The 23218-nt window shown below is 34.2% G+C and carries 24 protein-coding genes; 12 read left to right on the plus strand and 12 right to left on the minus strand.

All coding sequences use genetic code 11. The features are described 5' to 3' along the window. Positions 1-30: 30 nt before the first annotated feature. On the minus strand, positions 31-198 hold the full coding sequence (gene rpmH, locus RM520_RS09610) for a 50S ribosomal protein L34 (RefSeq protein ID WP_311385497.1): 168 nt from the start codon (positions 196-198) through the stop codon (positions 31-33). Between the two features lie 184 nt (positions 199-382). On the opposite strand from rpmH, the gene RM520_RS09615 reads away from it, so the two are divergent. Continuing rightward, positions 383-898, plus strand: a complete 516-nt coding sequence (locus tag RM520_RS09615) for a tetratricopeptide repeat protein (RefSeq protein ID WP_311385498.1) — start codon at positions 383-385, stop codon at positions 896-898. A 49-nt stretch (positions 899-947) separates the two neighbouring features. Here the strand turns inward: RM520_RS09615 and RM520_RS09620 are convergent, their stop codons facing one another. Both RM520_RS09620 and RM520_RS09625 read right to left on the minus strand, forming a co-directional pair. Next, positions 948-1901 carry a lytic transglycosylase domain-containing protein gene (locus RM520_RS09620; protein WP_311385499.1) on the minus strand — a complete coding sequence of 318 codons (954 nt, stop codon included), beginning with the start codon at positions 1899-1901 and terminating at the stop codon, positions 948-950. Between the two features lie 45 nt (positions 1902-1946). Continuing rightward, positions 1947-2609, minus strand: a complete 663-nt coding sequence (locus tag RM520_RS09625) for an alpha/beta fold hydrolase (RefSeq protein WP_311387864.1) — start codon at positions 2607-2609, stop codon at positions 1947-1949. A gap of 174 nt (positions 2610-2783) precedes the next feature. Here RM520_RS09625 and RM520_RS09630 point away from each other — a divergent pair, with 174 nt between their 5' ends. Continuing rightward, positions 2784-3077 carry a GNAT family N-acetyltransferase gene (locus RM520_RS09630; RefSeq protein ID WP_311385501.1) on the plus strand — a complete coding sequence of 98 codons (294 nt, stop codon included), beginning with the start codon at positions 2784-2786 and terminating at the stop codon, positions 3075-3077. A gap of 69 nt (positions 3078-3146) precedes the next feature. Here RM520_RS09630 and mtaB read toward each other — a convergent pair whose 3' ends face one another. The 3 genes from mtaB to RM520_RS09645 all read right to left on the minus strand — a co-directional run bounded on the left by mtaB (position 3147) and on the right by RM520_RS09645 (position 6088). Then, positions 3147-4475 carry a tRNA (N(6)-L-threonylcarbamoyladenosine(37)-C(2))-methylthiotransferase MtaB gene (gene mtaB, locus RM520_RS09635; RefSeq protein ID WP_311387865.1) on the minus strand — a complete coding sequence of 443 codons (1329 nt, stop codon included), beginning with the start codon at positions 4473-4475 and terminating at the stop codon, positions 3147-3149. Between the two features lie 90 nt (positions 4476-4565). Further along, positions 4566-5741: a GlmU family protein gene (locus tag RM520_RS09640; protein WP_311387866.1), complete on the minus strand. Its 1176-nt coding sequence runs from the start codon at positions 5739-5741 to the stop codon at positions 4566-4568. A gap of 80 nt (positions 5742-5821) precedes the next feature. After that, positions 5822-6088, minus strand: a complete 267-nt coding sequence (locus RM520_RS09645; RefSeq protein WP_311385504.1) for a type B 50S ribosomal protein L31 — start codon at positions 6086-6088, stop codon at positions 5822-5824. A 177-nt stretch (positions 6089-6265) separates the two neighbouring features. On the opposite strand from RM520_RS09645, the gene RM520_RS09650 reads away from it, so the two are divergent. Further along, complete coding sequence (locus RM520_RS09650) at positions 6266-6790, plus strand: DUF4199 domain-containing protein (RefSeq protein ID WP_311387867.1); 525 nt, start codon at positions 6266-6268, stop codon at positions 6788-6790. 42 nt (positions 6791-6832) lie between these two features. After that, the gene (locus RM520_RS09655; RefSeq protein ID WP_311387868.1) at positions 6833-7780 is read left to right on the plus strand and encodes a glycosyltransferase family 2 protein; all 948 of its coding nucleotides are present in this window, start codon (positions 6833-6835) and stop codon (positions 7778-7780) included. Here the strand turns inward: RM520_RS09655 and RM520_RS09660 are convergent. Beyond that, positions 7777-10410, minus strand: a complete 2634-nt coding sequence (locus RM520_RS09660) for a T9SS type B sorting domain-containing protein (protein ID WP_311387869.1) — start codon at positions 10408-10410, stop codon at positions 7777-7779. The two genes, RM520_RS09655 and RM520_RS09660, sit on opposite strands and share 4 nt — an antisense overlap. Positions 10411-10539: 129 nt before the next feature. On the opposite strand from RM520_RS09660, the gene RM520_RS09665 reads away from it, so the two are divergent. The 6 genes from RM520_RS09665 to RM520_RS09690 all read left to right on the plus strand — a co-directional run bounded on the left by RM520_RS09665 (position 10540) and on the right by RM520_RS09690 (position 16122). Continuing rightward, the gene (locus RM520_RS09665) at positions 10540-12246 is read left to right on the plus strand and encodes a phospho-sugar mutase (protein ID WP_311387870.1); all 1707 of its coding nucleotides are present in this window, start codon (positions 10540-10542) and stop codon (positions 12244-12246) included. Between the two features lie 3 nt (positions 12247-12249). After that, entirely contained in the window at positions 12250-14073 is a 1824-nt protein-coding gene (locus RM520_RS09670; protein WP_311387871.1) for an ABC transporter ATP-binding protein, read from the plus strand. 66 nt (positions 14074-14139) lie between these two features. Beyond that, a complete protein-coding gene (locus RM520_RS09675) occupies positions 14140-14682 on the plus strand; it encodes an RNA polymerase sigma factor (protein WP_311387872.1) in 543 nt (180 codons plus the stop codon). 33 nt (positions 14683-14715) lie between these two features. Then, positions 14716-15228, plus strand: coding sequence for a hypothetical protein (locus RM520_RS09680; protein WP_311387873.1), 513 nt, complete (start codon positions 14716-14718; stop codon positions 15226-15228). Further along, the gene (locus tag RM520_RS09685; protein WP_311385512.1) at positions 15212-15658 is read left to right on the plus strand and encodes a hypothetical protein; all 447 of its coding nucleotides are present in this window, start codon (positions 15212-15214) and stop codon (positions 15656-15658) included. Before RM520_RS09680 ends, RM520_RS09685 begins: the two co-directional genes overlap by 17 nt. Positions 15659-15771: 113 nt before the next feature. Next, on the plus strand, positions 15772-16122 hold the full coding sequence (locus RM520_RS09690; protein WP_311387874.1) for a DUF6515 family protein: 351 nt from the start codon (positions 15772-15774) through the stop codon (positions 16120-16122). Positions 16123-16173: 51 nt separating this feature from the next. Here the strand turns inward: RM520_RS09690 and RM520_RS09695 are convergent, their stop codons facing one another. The 3 genes from RM520_RS09695 to RM520_RS09705 form a co-directional block, all read right to left on the minus strand. Continuing rightward, positions 16174-17013, minus strand: coding sequence for a hypothetical protein (locus RM520_RS09695; protein WP_311387875.1), 840 nt, complete (start codon positions 17011-17013; stop codon positions 16174-16176). Between the two features lie 18 nt (positions 17014-17031). Next, the gene (locus RM520_RS09700) at positions 17032-18129 is read right to left on the minus strand and encodes a YHYH protein (RefSeq protein WP_311387876.1); all 1098 of its coding nucleotides are present in this window, start codon (positions 18127-18129) and stop codon (positions 17032-17034) included. Between the two features lie 144 nt (positions 18130-18273). Next, on the minus strand, positions 18274-18564 hold the full coding sequence (locus RM520_RS09705) for an EF-hand domain-containing protein (protein WP_311387877.1): 291 nt from the start codon (positions 18562-18564) through the stop codon (positions 18274-18276). Positions 18565-18907: 343 nt separating this feature from the next. On the opposite strand from RM520_RS09705, the gene RM520_RS09710 reads away from it, so the two are divergent. Further along, the gene (locus RM520_RS09710) at positions 18908-19144 is read left to right on the plus strand and encodes a hypothetical protein (protein ID WP_311387878.1); all 237 of its coding nucleotides are present in this window, start codon (positions 18908-18910) and stop codon (positions 19142-19144) included. Positions 19145-19154: 10 nt separating this feature from the next. Here RM520_RS09710 and RM520_RS09715 read toward each other — a convergent pair whose 3' ends face one another. Beyond that, entirely contained in the window at positions 19155-20189 is a 1035-nt protein-coding gene (locus RM520_RS09715) for a WD40/YVTN/BNR-like repeat-containing protein (protein WP_311387879.1), read from the minus strand. Between the two features lie 51 nt (positions 20190-20240). On the opposite strand from RM520_RS09715, the gene RM520_RS09720 reads away from it, so the two are divergent. Then, the gene (locus RM520_RS09720) at positions 20241-21452 is read left to right on the plus strand and encodes an RsmB/NOP family class I SAM-dependent RNA methyltransferase (RefSeq protein ID WP_311387880.1); all 1212 of its coding nucleotides are present in this window, start codon (positions 20241-20243) and stop codon (positions 21450-21452) included. Here RM520_RS09720 and RM520_RS09725 read toward each other — a convergent pair. Beyond that, positions 21449-23041 (minus strand): zinc-binding metallopeptidase family protein, encoded by a 1593-nt coding sequence (locus RM520_RS09725; RefSeq protein WP_311387882.1) that lies wholly within the window; start codon positions 23039-23041, stop codon positions 21449-21451. The genes RM520_RS09720 and RM520_RS09725 overlap by 4 nt on opposite strands. Positions 23042-23218 lie beyond the last annotated feature (177 nt).

A 23218-nucleotide genomic window follows, 5' to 3' on the forward strand; every position in this document is an offset into this window, starting at 1 on the left:
GCACCTTTATTAAAAAGTTATTTACAGTCATTATTTCTTATGACGAGGTTCAGATGAAACCGTTAATTTTTTTCTTCCCTTTGCTCTTCTTCTAGCAAGAACTTTTCTTCCATTAGCTGAGGCCATACGGTCTCTAAACCCATGTTTATTTCTTCTTTTCCTTTTTGAAGGCTGATATGTTCTTTTTTGTCCGGGCATTTTTTAATCCTTTAATTAAATTTGAAATTACAAATAGCTTCGCAAAATCTGGGCGCAAATATACAAAGAGTTTTTACTTTGACAATATTATTCAAAAATAATTTTCAATAGTTTTTAGTAGCTTTGCAAGCCGAGAAAAACTGCATTTCTTTGTGCGGTAGCTAAATTATAAAAACACTAGAAAATGTTTAATAAAAATTTAAAACTAGTCATTGCCGCTCTTATCATTGGTTATGCAGTTTATCAAATTATAGAAGGTTATATCGGTAATGGTATTTTTTTAATCTTACTTTCTTTAATCTTTGTCTTTTTGTATTTCAGAAATGAGATTATTTTATTGGCATTTCTGCGAATGCGCAAGCAAGACATGGTTGGTACAGAAAAATGGTTGACTAAAATTAAGAAGCCTGAAGCTGCTCTAACTCCAAAGCAACAAGGGTATTACAACTATCTGCAGGGGATTATCTTTTCGCAAAAAAATCTAACTACAGCCGAAAAATATTTTAAGAAGGCTCTTAAACTTGGGCTTAATATGGATTATGATGTGGCCATGGCAAAACTTAGTTTAGCTGGTATCGCTATGCAAAAACGCAGAAAACGTGAAGCCACTACCCTACTTCAAGAAGCTAAAAAGTTAGATAAAAACAATATGTTGACAGATCAAATTAAAATGATGCAACAACAGATGAAGAAAATATAAGACCCGAACCCACAGTCATTTCCTAATTAAAAGACAATTTAAGTTGTTTCTATTTAGATTCTCTGTAATATCCTTTATTCGGAATTTCAATGGTGTACTTCTTTTTAGAAGCATTATTCAAATGTGGTTCTCTCAACCACGGGTTATGCCTCTTTAAGATTTTGTAATTAATTTCATATTCATTAGCAAAGTCAGCCCAGTCGGTAACGGGTTCATCAACTTCGACTGAAAAAGTAGGAACAGCATTATAAAAATCATCATTTTCTACATCAAAACCATATTTATCCGGATTCGCAATGATCTCTTTTATCGCCATTATTCTAAATAAATAACGACCAGTTTCTTCGCCTAAAAGCAAATCGTAGTAGTCGTCTACCTTTTGAATACCCATATACTTTCTAATTCCGCCAGGGCCAGCGTTATAAGCCGCTGCAGTTAAGGTCCAACTACCAAAACGATCTTTCCATTTATTCAAATATTCACAGGCAACCTGAGTAGATTTTTCAACATGGTATCGTTCATCCACATTACTATTAACCTCTAAACCATATTCTTTACCCGTCGCTCGCATAATCTGCCAAAAACCAGTCGCACCTGCCGGGGACACTACATTTTGTAATCCGCTTTCTGCAACTGCTAAATACTTAAAGTCATCGGGTATATTATTTTTTGCAAGTATTGGTTCAATAATTGGAAAATACTTATTAGCTCTTTTCATTAACAAAAGGGCGTTAGATTGCCAATACGTGTTTACTAAGAATTCGCGATCCACGCGTTCCATTACTTCTGGGTCATCAAAAGGTACTTTTTCACCGGCAAAATTTAAATCTTTAGGAATATCAATTGCACTTATTCGGTAACCCTCTTTAACCATGTTATCAACTTGTTCGGTTTTTTCAGAGAGCTCACTCTTTAATGCTTCATTTTCTTGGGCAGCGTAAATAAGGCTACCGATAACCACGATAAAACCGATTATTGCTAATATATTTTTTAAATGTTTCATGATTTCCAATTTTCTAATGCAAGATACTAGGAATTTTAAACTTTGCTACTCTAATAATATTGAAGGTAAATGCTCATTGAACCATTTGGCACGATGAATAATCATTGTATGAGTGCCGTTTCTAACTCGAATACAATTTTCAATTTTTTTAATGGGAAAAACCGCATCCTTCTCACCATGAATATGAATTAGGTTCGGAAGTTTTTCCTTTTCCTTCCAATTAACAATATTGTCAATAGACCAATCTATGTAATATTTATCTCGAATAGAAAGGTACATTTCATAAAGCGCCAATCGTTTGGTTACAGTTTCTCCAAAGGCGTATTTAGCCAGTAGCTCAACATTGTTAATTAAACCTGTTGGTAATAACTTATGGACCTTTGTGTACTTTGCAAAAATCATTCTTTTAGGTAACTCCTTTGCTGACTTTACACTAGAAACAACTATAACCTTTTTAGTGGCTATATGACGAGCCATTTCTTGAACAAGCATGCCACCAAATGAAACCCCAAGTAAAACAGGTTTTGAAGCTTTAATCTGTTGGCACATTTTCTTGGCATAGTCTTCAAATGAGATTCCTTGCTCGGGTTGAAACCATTGTAAACGATGCACCTCAAAAAGAGTGTCATCAAGTTTTATTCCATTAAAAATAGAGGGGTTAGCAGCCATTCCCGGCATAAGGTATACTGCAGTTTTGTCATTGGTCATATCATGCACATGGTCTGTTCTACTAGGAATTTAGCAAATTTTTAACTACTTTTGTCTCCCGTTTGTAATGTACCTCACAATTTTACAAACACCAAACCGAAAGAAAGATATAAAATTACGATTTAGGATACATCGTAATTTTTTTGTCTAAATCTAAAAGTAAACAAAAACTATATGATAGAGATGGAAATTAATGATAACAGTTTCTTGCGCCAGTTTGAGACGAAAGTTGACGGTCATTTAGCAAAAATCGAGTACTCTTCTCAAGAAAGAAAAGTTTTTTTAACAAAGCTTGTTATTCCTGAAGAAATTACTCAAGAAGGTTTTAAAGAATCTTTTATTAAAGGAGTTCTTAACGAAATTCAAGAAAGAAATCTGAGAGTGGTGCCAACGAGTCCACATATTGCAGGATTCTTAAGAAAGAATAGGCAATACAAAGAAATGTTACCTGTGGGTATAAGAATATAACAATGAAAAAAGCCTCTCAATTGAGAGGCTTTTTTTATGACTTATAATTAGTAAAACAAAACAATCCTTTTAAACTTCTGCCGATTCTTTGACAACCTCAAACCGCACTAAGCCATCTTCATCAATTTTCGTCAATTCAACGCTTTCTAAAGTATTAACTAAATCAGGATTCCAAGGCGCTTTTACCTTAACGTAGTTTTCCGTAAAACCATGGATATAACCAGATTTATTCTCCCCTTCAAAAAGCACCGTCCGTTTTGTTCCTATTTGACTTTCATAGAAGGCTCTTCTTTTTTTAACGGATAAACCACGTAACATTTTACTGCGTTTACTTCTGATATTTTTCGGAACTACACCATCCATTTTTGCCGCAACGGTATTGTCGCGCTCGGAATAGGTAAATACGTGTAAATATGAAATATCTAATGCATTCAAAAAGTGGTACGTTTCTAGAAAGTATTCTTCAGTTTCACCAGGGAAGCCAACAATAACATCAACGCCTATACATGCATCAGGCATCACCTCTTTAATTTTAGACACTCTGTCAACATATAAATTAGTCAGATATCTGCGCCTCATCATTTTTAATACTTCATCACTTCCACTTTGCAGTGGAATATGAAAATGAGGTACAAATGAATTGCTATTTGAAACAAAATCAATGGTTTCGTTTTTTAGAAGATTGGGTTCTATTGATGAAATACGTAATCTATGAATTCCCTCAACTTGATCTAAGGCTTTTACCAAGTCTAAAAAAGTATGTTCATGCTTTTTATTACCAAACTCTCCCTTGCCATAATCGCCAATGTTAACTCCCGTGAGTACAATCTCTTTAATATTTTTAGAAGCAATCTCTGCAGCGTTAGCCAATACATTTTGCAATGCATCACTACGTGAAATACCACGCGCTAAAGGGATTGTGCAATAGGTACACTTATAATCACAACCATCTTGTACTTTTAAAAAGGCTCTAGTTCTATCGCCTATGGCATAACTACCTACATAAAAATCAGCATCCTCAATCTCACAGGAGTGTACCTCACCAAGGTCATTTTTTGAAAGGTCATTTAGGTAATCAGTAATTTTGAATTTTTCCGTTGCACCCAATACCAAATCAACACCGTTAACTTCTGCTAACTGTTCTGGTTTTAATTGTGCATAGCAGCCCACTGCAGCAACAAATGCCTCTACATTTGCCTTTTGTGCTTGTTTTACAATGGTCTTAAAGCGTTTATCTGCATTTTCAGTAACAGAGCAGGTGTTAATTACATAGATATCAGCTTTTTCCGAAAAGTCTACGCGGTCAAAGCCTTCACTCTCAAAACTACGCGCTATAGTCGAGGTTTCTGAGAAGTTAAGCTTACAGCCCAAAGTATAAAATGCGACCTTTTTATTCATTACCAACCCAAATTGGGTTTGCAAAGATACTAAATAGTGAAAATGCTGTCGACATCAATAAAATAACATCTTGATTCGTTACTTAAAAGCCTAATATTTTCGCCACTTTTTACTCAACTCAAATACATGATTTAGCATATTTGCTTCGACTTCATCAAACTCAACTCCCCTTCTGGCCATCATCACTTTAGCAGCTTCAAAAGCCTTTTTTGGTAAGTAAGTACTAAAACCAGAGGCACCGCCCCAACTAAAACTTGGTATAAAATTTCTTGGAAAACCCGGAGTATATACATTAACATTCACACCAATTACTGTTCCGGTATTAAACATAGTATTAATAGCAGTTTTACTATGATCACCCATCATTAAACCACAAAATTGTAGACCAGTTTGGTCAAATTTTTCTGTAGCGTAGTTCCATAAACGAACTTTGGCATAATTATTCTTTAGGTTAGAGTTGTTAGAGTCTGCACCAATATTACACCATTCACCTAATACGGCATTACCTAAATAACCGTCATGACCTTTACTTGAATACCCAAAAATTACCGAATTATTTATTTCGCCACATACTTTTCCGAATGGGCCTATAGTTGTTGCTCCATATATTTTGGCTCCCATTTTCACTACAGCATTATCACAAAGCGCCAATGCACCGCGTATCATATTCCCTTCCATAACCAAAGAGTCTTTACCCAAGTAAATTGGCCCTTGTGTAGCATTTAGTATGCTATATTCAACCTGAGCTCCTTCTTCCAAGAAAATGTTCTCAGAAGCTATAACACGGTTAGTATCAGAAATAGGTGCGCTTTTTCGGCCTTGTGTAATAAATTCGTAATCCGATTGTAGTGCTTCACCATTTTTTGAAAAAATATCCCATGTGTTTTTCACGGTTATTAGTTCTTCTTCCCAAGTGCTGATTTTAAAATCAGATGCCTTAAAGGTCGCTGCAGGGTCTGCGGTGCAATAAGCAATAACTTCTTCTTGATAGTTAATTGCCTCTCCTGTTTTTAAAGATACTACCGCTTTAACCAAATTATCTGTAGGAAGAAAAGAAGCGATTATGACCACATTACTATCCTCTTTTTTAAGTGGAAATTTTTCAGACAAATAAGCCGCTGTTAAAGAGCTTAAGTCAGTATTTAACCTTCTTTGCCATTTTTCTCTAATAGTTAATATACCAATGCGAATATCTGCCACTGGTCTGGTAAACGTAAATGGTAATAAGTGTTCGCGATAATTGCCGTCAGAAAGTATATAGTTCATTGCTATGATTTCAATATGGTAAAAATAAAAAACGCCTTCGCTATAAAACGAAGGCGTTTGAAATATATTTTCAAAAAAGTCTACTCAGACTTTTCGTCTTTCTTAAACTTCTTGTATTTGTTCTTGAACTTATCAATTCTACCAGCGGTATCAATAAGTTTGGTTTTGCCAGTATAAAAAGGATGAGAAGTTCTTGAAATTTCTAATTTGATTAGCGGATATTCAACACCATCAACAGTAATATTTTCTTTTGCTTCAGCAGTTGACTTTGTAATAAAAACATCTTCATTAGACATGTCTTTAAAAGCAACTAATCTGTAGTTTTCAGGATGTACACCAGTTTTCATTGTAATAATATTTGACGCGCCCATTCCGACAGGCACTTATTTCAGGCTGCAAATTTACTTAAATTTTGAATACTGACAACATCAGGCAAGCAAAAAAGAAAAAAACGTACATTTAGATGTAACATTTTAGAAAATAAACAAACTAACGTAACGTAATCAACTAAATATTTTATAAAAATGGAAGAAAAAAAACTTAAAGTAGGTCAATACGCATTGAAATTTGGTCTTATTGCTGGGGGTATCTCACTCTTATTTAGCTTAATGCTATTTTTTCAAGGTATGCATTATGAGCAAAGTACAGTGGCAACTGTTGTTGGCATCGCAATAGTTTTTGGAGTAATAGCCTTCGGAATAAATCAATTTAAAAAAGATAATGAAGGGTTTCTTAAACTGGGGCAAGCACTAAAACTAGGAACAGGAATTGCACTTGTTGGTGCTATTATTGGATTAATATATTATGCTTTATTATCTAATGATATTATCGAACCTGGATTCATGGAAAAAGCAACCGCAATTGCAAAAGAAAAGACCTTTGCTGAAAATCCGCAACTAACTCAAGAGCAATGGGATCAAGGCATGGAGATGCAAAATAAATTCAAATTTCTTGCTTACCCTTTTATCTTAATTTTTAATATAATAATTGGACTTGTTGCAGGTTTAATTTTTGGCCTTATCATGAAAAAAGATAAACCAGGTTACTAATAAAGAAAATCTTATTTTTGAAAGGAATTCTACAAAACAACAATGCAATTATCCATTGTCATTCCTTTACTTAACGAAGAAGAATCTTTAAAAGAGCTTTATGATTGGATTGCACAAGTCATGCAATCCAATCGTTTTTTATTTGAAGTAATTTTTATTGACGATGGAAGTACCGATGATTCTTGGAAAATCATTGAGGAATTATCCACAGTAAATAAAGACGTAAAAGGTATACGCTTTTTGAGAAATTTTGGAAAATCTCAAGCCTTACATGCCGGATTTAACCTAGCACAAGGTGATGTAATCATTACCATGGACGCTGATTTACAAGACAATCCCGAAGAGATTCCGGAGTTGTATGAACTTATTTCAAAAAATGGTTTTGATATCATATCTGGCTGGAAGAAAAAAAGATATGATTCTATTTTAGCCAAGAATTTACCATCAAAACTTTTTAATTGGGCTGCAAGAAAAACTTCCGGAGTTCAACTACATGATTTCAATTGTGGTTTAAAAGCTTACAACAAAGAAGTGGTAAAAAACATTGAGGTTTCTGGCGAAATGCATCGTTATATCCCTGTTTTGGCTAAGAATGCAGGTTTTCATAAAATAGGTGAAAAAGTGGTTCGCCATCAAGCCCGTAAATACGGGAATACCAAATTTGGAGCAGAGCGTTTTATCAACGGCTTTTTAGATTTATTGACTATTTGGTTTGTTTCAAAATTTGGAAAAAGACCTATGCATCTTTTTGGTGCCTTAGGAGTCCTTATGTTTTTTATTGGCTTTGCTTTTTCGTTGTACCTCGGTATTGACAAACTTTTTCTTAACCCAACTAGTCGTTTAATAACCGATCGACCACAATTCTACATTGCTTTAGTAAGTATGATTATAGGTACCCAATTATTTTTAGCTGGGTTTTTAGGCGAAATCATGATTCGTTCTAAAAAAACCTCCGAAAATTATCGCATTTCGGAAACTATTAATGATTAACGTTTTAAAGCGAAAAATCCTTTAAAACTTCTACCATCTTGCAATTCTAAGTAGTACCAATAATCATCTGCAGGCATATTTTTGTTTTGATAACGACCATCCCACCCTATTTGACCTTCTTGAAATGATTTCATCAAAGTACCATATCTATCAAAAATTGAAATTTTATAATCTGGAAAGAAATTGCTGTTTGCCATTGTCCATACGTCATTAACCCCATCGTTATTTGGTGTAAAAAAACTTGGTGTACCGCCAACTATTATTTCTTCTTCATAAACAGAACATCCATTATAAACCACCAAATCATAAACTCCTGGAAGTACAGCGTTGAAAGTATTATCATTTTGAAAACTTTGCCCTCCATCAAGTGAAAAAGTTGTGTTTTCAACAATTTCATTAATTCCTAGTTGAATTTGAACTTGATTGTTACGACTGAAATCTTGAATACTAATAGCTTCAACAACTATTCCGATTTCGGGTAAAATTTCAACGGTTTGAGCATAGGAACAGGTACCTGTAGAGAAAAGCACATCATAAATACCAGGAGTGTCAAACTGTACTTTCTGATTCATTAGGCCAGTACTCCATAGGTATGATTCATAGCCTTCTGGCGCTATAACTTCTGCTACACCCTCACACAAATAAGCGGTTTTTGAAATCTCATAATCAGGCGTCTCTGTTATTACCAATTGCACACTACCAATAAATGCACAATTAGTATCCTCTTCAATTCTGAAATACAATTCAGGCGTAAACAATGCGTCAAAACTAAATTCTGATAATGGCAGTACATTTAACTTTAAAAGAGCATCATTGGCGGACTCAAATAATAATATGTCACTATTTGCAAAATCATTAGAGAGCTGATCAAATACGTTACTAATATCTGCTATACTCGTATTTTGAGTCAAACGCCCATCACAGATATAAAAGGTATCATATAATCCCAAATCAGACATTGGCTGGGCTATCAAATCAATTTCAACCACTACAAAACACTCTGAGTCTTTAAAAACTCTGGCAAAAATGGTTTGATTTATACTGCTGTTTCTGTAACCCACAGCATTTATAATATTCTCATTTAGGTTAGCATTTTCTTCAGTTTCAAAGAATAGGGCTTTTAATTCATCATTACCATTATTAAAAAGAGGGATACTTTCTAATAAATTAAAAGACGTTAATCCATCGTCCACCCCATCAATATCGCATTGCACAAGACTCACTCGGCCTAAAACATCTGGTATCTCTTGAATATTAACATACTCAATAAATTGTCTAGTGGCTCCATTGTCATATGTTACTTCAACCGTAATGGTGAAGTACCCGATATTGGAGAATATATGTTCACCAACTAAATCATTTGAATAGTTAGAAGCTCCAGAATTTGGATCCCCAAAGTCCCAAGAAATTGCCGCAATTCCTGAAATATCTTCAGGGGTAAAAGTGGTGTTATCACTCAAACAAAAGTTTTCAATTTCAAATATGGTTTCAAAATAGGATTGTACGAAAGTTGGTAAGCCAAAAGAAGCTTCACGATTACTTAATTCGGTTTCAAATTTTGAGGACTCAATAAATTGCGAATCAGCATTGGGGTTTTTAATCACAGATAATTGTAAACTCGGTATGGCATGATAAATTCTTTTATCAATTCCTATTTGCATGGAACCTCCTAAAAAGAAACCGGCTTCATTTTCAAAACTTAATATGATTTTTTCAGATGAAAAAATGTCTGGAGCCTCCAAATCAAACTGACTAATATTAATTGCACCTAACATATTACCCCTCAAAATATTTACACCTGAAGCGTATAGTTTTTTAGAGTTTGAAGAAAACTCTAAACCATAATAAACTTTTTCTTGATTCAAAGCTTCAATAGGATTACTAACAATTCCTGTTTCAATATCAAAATCAAAAAGAAATAAGCTAGAAGCATAATCGGGAGTGGTTATGCTATATGACATGGCCAGTTTATTTCCATTAGGCGAAAACTTTAATGCTCCTCTTCCGTTTCTATAATTGTTTATGCTTGGGCCAATAGCCGAAACCACCGGATTATTATTCACGCCGTTTTCATCTACTCTAAAAGCGTAAAAGCGATCCGTAAAATGTGTAATAACCCAATAGTAATTTTCTCTTTCGTTTTTAATAGCACTTACTTTTTCTGAAGATTGCACTAAGAGCTCATTATTCTTTTCAACAACATCACCCAAACCATTGTCTAAGTCCATGTCTACTACTGAAAAGTTAAAGCCGTTAAATTCACCCGTATCACCTAATAATACATCATCGGTTGTAAAAACATAATATAGATTAGTTTGAACTGGATTTGGCATGATTACCGCTGCCTGAGTACTAGAAGAACTGCCTTTAATGCCTTCACCATTCGGCATGATATCATGATTGCGATTCCATATGGTAATACCATCAGTGTAAAACAATAAATTACCATCTACATCAGAAATTGCCGCACTACCCTCAACGCTATTTAATAGGCCGTCAATTAATGGTAATGGCTGCCCTGAATTAAAGTCAAGACCTGCACTTTTACCAAAGTACCAATTGGCCGCTTCTTTTTGAGCGAATCCCTTGGTAACAACTAACAAAAAGAACAATATCACAAAGCCTTTCATAGCATTCCAACTTAAGAAAAAAAGGCCTTATAACCCAATTTGATGGTTATTTTAATAATTTTTTACTTTTTGCGTTATTAAGTGAGAATATTCTGATGTAATTTTGATTTAAATAAGAAACTGAAATCTATGGATTCTACAATAGCAACAGCAAAAACTTGGCTAACAGATTTTTTTGATACGGAAACAAAGAAGGAAATTGAGAATCTGATGGCCTCTGACACCGAAGAACTAAATGAAAGGTTTTATAAAAACCTAGAATTTGGTACTGGAGGTATGCGCGGTGTTATGGGGGTTGGAACCAATAGAATTAATAAATATACTCTAGGTAAAAGTACACAGGGTTTAAGTAATTACTTGAAAAGAACATACCCAGGTACCGAGATAAAGGTGGTAATAGCCTACGATTGTCGTCACAATAGTGACTCTTTATCGCAAGTTGTTGCAGAAGTTTTATCTGCCAATGGAATTAAAGTATTTCGTTTTTCAGCCCTTAGAACTACACCAGAATTATCTTTTGCTGTTCGTCATTTAAATTGCCATGCCGGTATTGTCTTAACTGCTTCACACAATCCACCAGAATATAATGGTTATAAAGTTTATTGGGGTGATGGTGGACAAATAGTACCGCCTGAGGACGGAGAAATCATTTCTGAAATTGATTCCCTCGCTTTTGAGTCTATTAACTTTAATGCCAACCATGATTTAATTGAAGCTATAGATACTGATGTTGATGAAGCTTTTTTCAATGAATCAGTTAAGAATGGAAACTTTAATGCCGCTGGTAAAGATGACTTTAAAATTGTCTTTACATCTATTCACGGAACTTCTATAACGGCTATACCTGAGGTTTTAAAACGTGCAGGATATGCAAATGTCACTGTTATTGAAGAACAGGCCGTACCTGATGGTAATTTTCCAACCGTAAAATCACCGAATCCAGAAGAACCAGAAGCTCTAGCTATGGCGATAGCCAAAGCTGAAGAGATTGGAGCTGATATGGTCGTAGGAACGGACCCTGATAGTGACCGTTTAGGTATTGCTGTGCGTAATTTAGATGGTGAAATGGAACTATTGAATGGTAATCAAACTATGGTTTTGATGACTAAATTTCTGTTAGACCAGCATAAATCAAAAGGTTTTAAAGGAAATGAATTCATAGCTTCAACAATTGTATCAACGCCAATGATGGCGCAAATGGCAAATGCGTATGGTGTAGAATGCAAAACTTCATTGACCGGTTTTAAATGGATAGGTAAAATGATTAAAGACTTCCCGGAATCAACATTTGTTGGTGGTGGTGAAGAAAGTTTTGGATATATGGTTGGCGATTTTGTGCGTGATAAAGATGCCGTTACCTCTACCCTACTCGCTTGTGAAATTGCCTCACAAGCAAAAGCAAATGGTAGTTCTTTTTACAAAGACCTAATTGACTGTTATGTACAATTCGGATTTTACAAAGAGAAACTTATTTCAATCACAAAAAAGGGAATGAGCGGGGCTGACGAAATCAAGCAAATGCTTAAAGACTTTAAAGAAAACCCTGTAGCATCTGTTCAAGGTTCAAAGGTCCTTTGGATTGAAGACTATAATACTTCTATTTCTAAAAATGTTCAAACAGGTGAAGAAAAGTCAATTGATTTACCTAAATCTAATGTTTTGATTTATGAAACTGAAGACGGAACAAGAATTGCGGCTAGACCAAGCGGAACGGAGCCAAAAGTTAAGTTTTACATGAGTACTAACACAACTTTAACCAAAGCCGAGGACTTTAAATCCGTAAATTCGCAGCTAGATTCCAAATTAGAAGGAATCGTTGCTGAATTGAATTTATAGTGAATGAATTACTTTAAAAAGATTTTACGGTTTGCGATACCCTATCGCAAATTCGGATTCTTAAATATTTTTTTTAACATACTTTATGCCTTATTCAGTGCTCTTTCTTTTGCGGCACTAATACCAATGCTAGATGTCTTGTTTAAACCAGAAGATAAGGTATATAAAGAACCATTATATACAGGTTTTTCTGGATTAAAAGATTATCTCCAAGAATATATAAACTATCTCGTTACTTCTTATTCAGGTGATGATGAAATGAAAGGTTTAATATTGGTTGTAGGCTTGGTTTTAGTTTTATTTCTATTAAAAAATATTTTCAATTATTTAGCTATGTTTTTTATAACCTTTCTTCGAAATGGAGTTTTGAAGGATATAAGAAATAATATGTATAAGAAAGTAGTGGATTTACCTATTTCTTATTTTTCAGAAAAGCGAAAAGGAGATGTGATTGCTAGGATAACATCCGATGTTCTTGAAATTCAACATTCATTTTTATCAGTTTTGGAATTAATTGTGCGGGAGCCGTTAACAATTCTTTTTACCATATTAATAATGTTTGGAATTAGTGCGAAGCTGACCATTTTTGTTTTTCTTTTTATTCCTATTGCTGGTATGATTATTTCCAGAGTTGGTAAATCATTAAAAAAGAAATCAGATAGAGTTCAAAGAGAACAAGGTGAATTTCTTTCTATAGTCGAAGAAACATTAGGTGGCTTAAGAGTGATTAAAGCCTTTAGCGCAGAATCCAAGTTTTATCAAACTTTTGCAAAATCGACTAACAGGTTCTTTAACTTTTCAAACAGTTTACTAAATAGAAAAAACCTTGCATCCCCCACCAGTGAATTCTTAGGTATTTTAGTTATTGGAGTATTACTATGGTATGGTGGAAAAATGGTATTAGTTGACCAAACCCTTGATGCATCTTCATTCATTGCTTATATGGGTTTAGCCTATAATATTCTTACTCCGGCTAAGGCAATAAGTAAAGCCACTTATGGAGTGAAAAAAGGAAATGCCGCTGCTGAGCGTGTTTTAGATATTTTAGAGACGCAAAACCCAATTAAAAATCCTAAATCTTCACAGTCCAAAGTTACATTTGAGAATTGTTTAGAGTTAAAGAATGTTTCATTCAAGTATGAAAACGACTATGTCTTGGAAGACTTCAACCTAAAAGTAAATAAAGGCCATACAGTTGCATTGGTTGGACAATCTGGTAGCGGTAAAAGTACCATTGCAAATCTGGCAACACGCTTTTATGATGTTAATAAAGGTGAGATTCTAATTGATGATATCAATATCAAAAATATTAAAAAGAAGTCTTTACGAAATCTCATGGGCCTTGTAACCCAAGATTCTATTTTATTCAATGATACGGTTAAAAACAATATTGGATTAGGTAAAGAAGGGGCAACCCATGAAGAAATAATTGAAGCGGCAAAAATCGCTAATGCTCATGAGTTTATTCTTGAACTACCTGATGGTTATGAAACTAATATTGGTGATAGTGGAAACAAACTGAGCGGTGGTCAAAAACAAAGATTATCAATAGCAAGAGCTGTTTTGAAAAACCCTCCAATAATGATTTTAGATGAGGCAACCTCTGCCTTAGACACTGAAAGTGAGCGTTTAGTTCAAGATGCCTTAGAGAAAATGATGCGCAATAGAACTTCAATTGTTATCGCTCATAGACTATCTACCATCCAAAATGCTGATTCGATTGTAGTCATGCACAAAGGAAAGATCATTGAACAGGGTACTCATGATGAACTCATGAAATCAGCAAAGAATTATAGAAAATTGGTTGAAATGCAAAACTTAGCATAGTTATTTAAAAACCATACGTTAAACCTTTTCATAACTTAGTAGTCTTAGTACTAAATAAGATTTCTTTTGATTGCCGAAGAAACCCTAGTCAACGAACTAAAGAATAAAGAATCACAAGCTAAAGCCTTTGAAGTATTAGTTAATACTTACAAAGAACGGTTGTATTGGCATATTAGAAGAATTGTATTGAACCATGATGATGCTGATGATGTTTTACAAAATACCTTCATCAAAGTATTTAGAAGTATAGATAAATTCAAGGGAGATAGTAAGTTATATTCATGGATGTATCGTATCGCAACGAATGAAGCCTTGACATTTTTAAAACAAAAATCAAGAAAGCTTGGTGTTGGTAATGAAGAATTACAAGAACAACTCATTGAGAATTTACAGGCTGATGTTTATTTTGAAGGGGAAGAAATTCAATTAAAATTACAACAAGCTTTGGCAACTTTACCTGAGAAACAAAAGTTAGTTTTTAACATGAAATACTACCAAGAAATGAAGTATGATGAAATTTCCGAAGTACTTGAAACATCGGTTGGAGCATTAAAAGCATCATATCATTTGGCGGTAAAAAAAATTGAAACGTATCTTAGAGCAGATTAAACCTTTTATAAAGTTGAAAGTCAAAATAGTATAATGAAAAAGAACCACAAAGATAAATTCAAAACCCCAGAAGGTTACTTTGAAAGCTTCAATGAGAGGTTGATGGATAAAATCGTTAAGGAAGAGTCTATTATTCCTTCTAGCGATGGTTTTTACGTTCCCAAAGATTATTTTGACAATATCTCTACTACAATTCCAAATTATACGGAAACGAAGGTTATTGGTTTGAACAGTCATCGCAAATATTATGCGGTTGCAGCGACAATAGCAGTTTTAATTGCCTTGACATTATTTTTTACTCAAAACCAGGAAACTGAATATGGTTTTGAAGATTTGGTAAGTGCTGAATTAGATGCCTATTTTTTGAGTAATGACATGGACCTTAGTTCTGATGATTTAGCACAAGTAATTAATATTGAAGAAATTACCATGCTTGATATCATAGAATCAGAAGACCCACTTGGAAGTGAAATGATTTTAGAATATTTGGATGAAAATGTTGACGAAATTGAAGAATTAAACTTAGATTATGAAGAATTTGAATAAAGTAGGAGTTATTTTATTGTTACTACTACTATCATATAGCGTTACAGCACAAGGCCCTGCAAGAGATAAAATTAAAACTCTTAAAGTGGCATATATCACCGAACAATTGGGATTGACAACTAATGAGGCTCAACAATTTTGGCCCATTTATAATGATCATGAACAAAAATTGAATCGTATAAGAAGTACTGAAAGAGAGCAATTTCAGGGTGTTCAAACAGATATGTCAATAGTTTCGGACAAAGAAGCCGATAAGCTAATTTTAAAATACTTGAGTCTTCAAACTCAAAAAAACGAAATTGAGCAAAAGTTTATAGCAGATTTAAGGCCTGTACTTTCTTCTAAAAAAATTATATTACTATTTAGAGCGGAGAGTAATTTCAAAAAAAGACTATTACAGCAATATCGCAACAGGCGCGGTCAGCGTTAAAAACTCGTTTTTCGATGAATAGCACTAAATAGGAGCCAAATGGCTCCTTTTTTTATTAAACCCTAGTACCAAAACGTAGTCATAGATATAGAAACCCAATTAAAATCTACGTTATGAAAAATTTAAAAACATTTTTAGCAGCAATCGCAATTTTAAGTGCGATGTTCATCTCGAACGCTCAAAAAAAAGTAGTTAGAGTCTACCCCACTCATGGAACGGTTGTTACTGCTGTTACAAAACCTAAAATTATAGTTCATAAAAAGACCAACTTCTATTTTGCTGATGGTGTATGGTACAAAGCAAGAGGTAGAAAATATGTGGTGGTTGGAGCCCCTGTTGGCCTGAAAGTGCGAAAATTACCTAGAGGAAAAAAACTTGTAGTAATTAACGGCAGAAAACTCTATAGATATAAAGGAGTTTGGTATAAAAAATCAGGTCGTAACTACGTGATTGTAAACGTATAATTCTTAAGCGTCAATAAAAACATAGAGGAGCGATTTTTATCGCTCCTTTTTTTATTCAGTGTTAGTAGTTAAAGCAAACCAAAAGTCTAAAAGAACATCTTTTGATGGATTATCATTTGGTTGTCCACCCTGACCACCGCCTCTTTGTCCGCCTGCCCGTTGACCACCACCTCTTTGATTTCCACCTCTTTGATTTCCACCTCTTTGACCCGCGCTTCCAAGACTTATTCCACCTAGACTTCCATTTAAGCCTCCATCATTATCTCTTTCAATTTTCTCTTTAATAGTTTTAACACCAATTGTTAACTTTTCAAAATTCTTTTCAGAGTCTTTAATTAATAATGTTTTTGGAACAACCAGGTTATAAAATAACACAGTTTGTTCCTCATTAAAAGTAAATTTCGGTGCAATGTTTAGCGTTTTAAACATTACATGAAACTCTTCCGAATCTTTGAAATAGCTATACTCTGCCTCTTGAGGATAATCATTTTCTAAAATCTCTTTGACTTTATTTTTGATATCATTACCTTCTTTTTTAGAATCTTCTCCTCGAGGTTTTTCATTAGGTCTAGCCCCTCCTCTTTGACGTTTTTCTTGCCTACCAAAACCACGCTTTAAAGGTTCTGATGGATACTTCACATAAACGTTTTGCTTCTTTTTTCCTTTGATATCAAAAAAAGTAGTTACGCCCAGGTTGAGCATAGCCATCATAGTTTTAGGGTCTCTAGTATTAATACTTAGATAAAAATTAGTTTCATCTTGACTTATCTTATAAGTCACTTTATCGTTTTTCAACTTAGTAGTATCATTACTGAACATATCATTGTAATTCGAAAAACTAGATAAAATCCCTCCAATTATACTTAAAATCACAATACACTTTCTCATCATCCTCATTATAGTTACTGGTTACCTTTTTGGTCTACTATCGTAATCATTAAGATGTTTTTTTAATTCTTCTTTTGATAAAAACTCATCCTTATTAGTATCTACCGATTTAAACATTTGTTTTAATGGACCTTCGGCTTCTGCCTCTGTAATTTTATCATCTTTATTGATATCCATTTGTTCAAATAATTCATTCAAGTCTGGTTTTCCAGCGGGCCGATTAGGTGGTGGACCTCCTCTTTGGTTTGACTCAAAAGCACCCATTAGGCAACGACTTACATATGGAAATTCTGAAGTGACTAAATACATATATTCATCGTCAATGGTAATTCCATTACACTCATCTAAATCACCTAAACCATCAACAAATTCAAAATCCGAATTAAATGTACCGTCATGATGTCCTCCATCTGCAACCTCAACTGAAATACCGGGTCGTTCATATGAACAATCTTCACCTTCTCTAATACCTTCAACTAAACGATAGCTAGGTTTATATTTACCACTTCTAGAATAATAAATAGGAAAACCATCATGCGCGAAACCAATATGTACCAAATCTTCTAAATTCTCCATCGTTTCAATGATACTAACAGGTGCGCCATGATAATGGTAAGCGCCAGTTGGCTGGACATGAGCATTGTTAAAATCAAGACCTAAATCAATGATATCTTGAAAAGCTTCTACTCGATAATTTTCACCAGATTCGCATTGAACAACCTCCCCTGTTCCGGGTTCAAACTTAATGCCATTAATTGCAATACCTGGCTCTCTAATCCATGTTGGCTTCCCAACAAAAACCGGTTTTAACGGAAACTCAAATTTTCTATTTTGAGCGGCAATCGTATTTGGATTACCTTCATTTGGAAATTTCCCTGTATTATGATTTGGTAAAGAATTAGTAACCATAATTCGTTGCGTCTCAGTAATGGTTACAATAGTCTTAGTTCCATATACTTGATCAGATAGCATATATTCATCAAAATAATTTTGATCATCTAAATTGCTTACCTCATTATGAACATGAGTATGTTCGCCATGTTCATGATTTTTATTTTTGCAGGCGCAAAAACAAACTAAAATAATTAGGGTTAATAAAAAGTTTTTAGGTTTTATCATCATACTTTTTTTTAGGTCAGTTGCTTCTTAATGGCTAAATATCTTAAAAAAGCTTTACGATTTCTCATGAAGCCTTTAACTCCAACCAATCAACCAAACCATAAATTTTTATTGGTTTAAGCGTAACTTAAACCTTTGGAATTGCTATTTATTTCTTTCTCTTCTTTTAGGCTTTGGTGCTTTTTCCATTTCTTCTTCTGTGATAAAACCATCTTCATCCGCATCAATCTTTTTAAAATGATCTTTTAAAGGACCTTTTACTTCACTCTCTGCAAGTTTTCCATCCTTATTTTTATCCATCATTTCTAAAAGCTCACTAAAACTTGGTGGTTCTTGTCCTCTCTCTCTATTATTTGATTGTGCGCAAGCACTTTGAAAGGTAATCATGGTAATTCCGAATACTATTGTGGTTATTCTAAGTATATTACTTTTCATTTGTCATTATATTTATTGGGTTTGCTCTTTTTTAGATGTTCTTCTATTTTTAAACTTGCGCGATAGTATGTTAAATAAAAACCAAAAAAATGGCATACCACTTTTCAAAAAAGTTACTTTTTTGACCTTCTTGGGAATATTTTGAATGAGATTAATTGGACTCCTTCGATTAAATGCACGCAGTTTCGGTTAAGTGTAAAAGTGCTAAAAAACGTTTGTCGAGGATAAAATACACTTCATCTAGACTTATGTCAGTTAACGATTATTTTTAATCGCTAAACGACCAAAATCCCTTTGAGAATAGGGCCTGGGTTAATTTTACATTGTAAAAATAACCCAAGACATGAAAACAGTTATAACCTTTATCTTCATTTTCTACTTAACAATTGGAGCAATGGCACAAAGTACTTCTAAAGAAGTTAAGGTTGAAACTATAACAAATGGTGTTGAGTTAACAATAACAATTGAAAAGTCTACAACTGAAACTAATAAAGTTGCTCGTTTGTATATGTTTAAAAATTCTAGAGTAAAGAAAGCTTTAACTTTTAAGACAAAAAGAAACAAGTCTAAAATGGCTTAATTTGTTATTCTCATTTAAAAGTAAGTTTCGAAATTCTATTTCTTCCAGCCGCATAAGCAACACTATCATTTAAAAACCGGATTGTATAAAATCCCTCTTCACTCAAGGTCTTCCAAGAAGAACCACCATCATTTGAATAATCAATTCCTGTAAATCCAACGGCCAATAAATCGTTACCTCCTGCATTTGGTATGTACTGTGCACAACTTTTGTACCCAGGTGCCATTCCATTAGCAATCAATTGCCACGTTTTTCCACCATCTTCAGTTAATATCTTATTCGCTTCATTGGCGTTAGGCGCCGTAAAATCCCCACCAATCGCAAAACCAAGGTTTTCATTATAAAAATCTATCGAATACATTCCTTGAGTTTCTTTTTCCTTAATAATTGGAGTTTCTAGAGAAATCCATGAATGTCCTTTATCATCAGAATAAAAGACACGACCTGAGGTTGTAGCAATCCAAACCTTATTCCCTATTAATTCAATATTTGTATTACTAGCGGCAAAAGCTCCTTCTTTATCAATCTCATTAGGTAATTCATTACAAGAAATTTTTTGCCAGGTATAACCTCCGTCTCTCGTAATTATAATTGATAAGCATCCTTCAAAAGTATCACCAACAGCAATACCCTCTTTATCATTCCAAAATTTCATTGCATCGTAAAATACACCCTCGCCTTCTTCTTTGTAAACCAATTCCATTTTTCCATTATCACCTGTTTTATACAACAATGCTGGACTTTGAATAGAAAGCATAAAAAAGTCCGTTGTCGTATGCGCTACAGCCCTAAATTGGGGAATAATAGTATCGTATTGCATAACATTAGTCCTCACCTTACCAGAAGTGACATCAACGGTACCGTACATTCCGTTACTACCAGCAAAAGCCAAAGTTTGTTGATCTAAAAACTCGATAGCTCGAATACTAACTGAATCCTGAAACACTGACTCCAACTTTACGGTGCTATATTTATGCGATTCTTGCGGATCTTGACAACTCAAAACATTAAAGCCGATGACACTGAATAATAAGTATTTCTTCATAGTATCAAAAATAAGGAACAAACCCTACCTTTGCAGCCTTATTTAAAAACCATGCGTTTACATAGAAATTTGGTCTTTGCTGTTATTGATGCCCTTGGCATGATATTTAATGAAAACGAATATGCTGATAAAGTAATTGAAAAAGTATTACGATATGATAAACGTTGGGGGGCACGTGATAGAGGTTTTATTGCTGAAACCACCTATGATATTGTACGGTGGAAAAGACTTTATGCCGAAATAGCTGAAGTAAACTCCCCATATTCTAGACAAAATTTATTCCGTCTTTTTGCCGTCTGGTGCGTTTTAAAAGGAATACAATTACCTGATTGGAAACAATTAGAAGAAACACCGGAAAGACGTATTAAAGGGCGTTTTGATGAACTTTCTAAAATTAGAAAATACCGTGAATCTATTCCCGATTGGATTGATGATTTAGGAGAAAAAGCTTTAGGTGATAAACTATGGACTAAAGAAATAGCTGCCCTTAATGCTCAAGCAGAAGTAATTTTAAGAACAAATACGCTTAAAACTACCAAAGAAAAACTACGTCAAGCACTTAAAGCAGAGGAAATTGAAACAGAAACAATTTCAGGAGTTAAAGATGCTTTAAAGCTCGTAGTTCGTAAAAATGTGTTTGTTACACAGGCTTTTAAAAATGGTTGGTTTGAAGTACAAGATGCTTCATCACAATTGGTAGCCCCCTACTTAGAGGTAGCTCCTGGTCAACGTGTAATTGATGCCTGTGCTGGTGCAGGTGGTAAAACACTTCACCTAGCCTCTTTAATGGAAAATAAAGGACAGCTTATTGCCATGGATATTTATGAAAGTAAACTTAAAAAATTAAAGGTTAGAACTCGACGTAATGGTGTACATAATGTTGAAGGTAGAGCTATAGAATCTACAAAGGTTATTAAAAAATTACATAATTCAGCCGATAGGTTGTTATTAGATGCACCTTGTTCTGGTTTAGGAGTTTTACGTCGCAACCCGGATTCAAAATGGAAGTTACAACCTGAATTTTTAGATAAAATCATGGGCGTTCAAAACGATATTCTGCGTAAATATTCCAAGATGGTAAAGCCAGGTGGTAAAATGGTATATGCCACCTGTTCAGTATTACCAGATGAGAATGTCAATCAAGTAAACTCATTTTTAGCGTCTGAAGAAGGGGAAAATTTTAAATTGGAAAAAGACCAAAATATTTATGCCTCAGAACATGGTTTTGATGGATTTTATATGGCTCTAATGGTTAAGAGTTAATCCTTTTTAATCGTCGGATATTCAACACCTAATTGCTCTAAATACGTATCGAATTTAGTTTCATCATAATAGAATTTCTCTAATTCAGAGCGAAATTCATCTTGCTTATCTTTATTCAAATAGATTGGCGGCATATCATCCGCAGAGATCATAGGCTCAAACTTTGTTTCCTTCGTTTGTTCATTTTTGAAATAATCCCAGGCCTCAGCTAACAATTTTGGTTTTGTTAAAAAATCTATGATTGTCATTGCTTCAGCCTTGGCACCTGCAACAACACCTTTATGAGCAATAGGCGTTGCCATTGTTATAGCATTACTCCAATGATGCCCCTGTAAACCAGGAATGTTTGACGGAAAACGCATTGTTACTGTAGGTATTTTCCATGAAATATCACCAATATCGTCAGATCCTCCACTTACTGGGTTAACCACTGGTAAACCAATAGGACTTAATTTTGTTGCTAATCCTTCTATCTTTTTAGAATTTACTTCTGTTTGAACTGCTTTGGCTAACGTCTGGTCTGCTTCAGACCACATAGGTAAGCCGACGGTCTTGATGTTCTCATACATGGTTTCAGCAATCACCTTATTAAAGTGACGTGGCCAAGCAGCACCTAATACTCTTGAAGTCATAGTTGTCCCTGTCATTAAAGCTGCACCTTTAGCCATATCATTAGCAGTAGCATACATATCCATAATTCCTTCATACTCAATATCTCTAAAATAAAACCAGATTGATGCCTTTGAAGGAACAACATTGGGCTGATCACCAGAATCTGTAAAAATAGAGTGAGAACGTCTTAAAGGATGTAAATGTTCCCTTTTGTAGTTCCAACCAATATTCATAAGTTCTGCAGCGTCTAAAGCACTTCGTCCTCTCCAAGGTGATCCTGCAGAGTGCGCAGCCTCCCCTTCAAAAGAATATTCTACAGAAATTAATCCAGTTCCACGAGCGGGCCCATAACTCACGCTTAGATTACTGCTAACATGAGTAAAAATGCACATATCTATATCGTCAAAAAGACCATCACGAACATACCAAGCTTTAGCAGCAACCAATTCTTCAGCAATACCAGGCCAAACAATAAGAGTTCCACCTATATTTTCACGTTCCATAATTTTTTTGGTGGCAAGAACTGCAGAAATATTTAAAGGGATTCCCGAATTATGACCTTCGCCATGACCAGGTGCACCTTCAACCATGGGCTTATGATAAGCTACTCCAGGATATTGAGATGCTTTGGGTATACAATCAACATCACTACCAATTGCAATTGTTGGACCTTCACCGTTGCTCCATTCTGCAAACCAAGCTGTTGGAATTCCAGAAATGGAATTTTCTATTTTGAAACCATTTGATTCTAAAATTCCAGTAAGATATTTAGAACTTTCTACCTCTTGAAAGCCAAGTTCAGCAAAGCTAAAAATCTTATCGACCATTACCTGTGCTTGTTTTTTTTCTGCTTCAACTAATGATGCCACTTCAGATTTTAATTTGGCAATCTGTTTTTTAGAATAAGTTTTTTGAGCAGCAATAGTAGTTGCAAAACTCACTGCTATTAAAAAAAATAGTGTTTTAAAAGTTCTCATGAAGGTTGGTCTTTATATTAGCTGGCTTAAGATAACAACTTAATTTCAGTTACTCAATTGACTTTTAAATATTTACTAGATTTTTAATTCCGATGCATCATAATTGGCGAATCCATATTTAAACAAACTAATTTCCAAATAAAATCGGCTGTTTTATGTAATAATAATTTTAAAAGG

Origin of the sequence: Croceitalea vernalis (genome assembly GCF_031846405.1) — a bacterium.
Lineage (GTDB): Bacteria > Bacteroidota > Bacteroidia > Flavobacteriales > Flavobacteriaceae > Croceitalea > Croceitalea vernalis.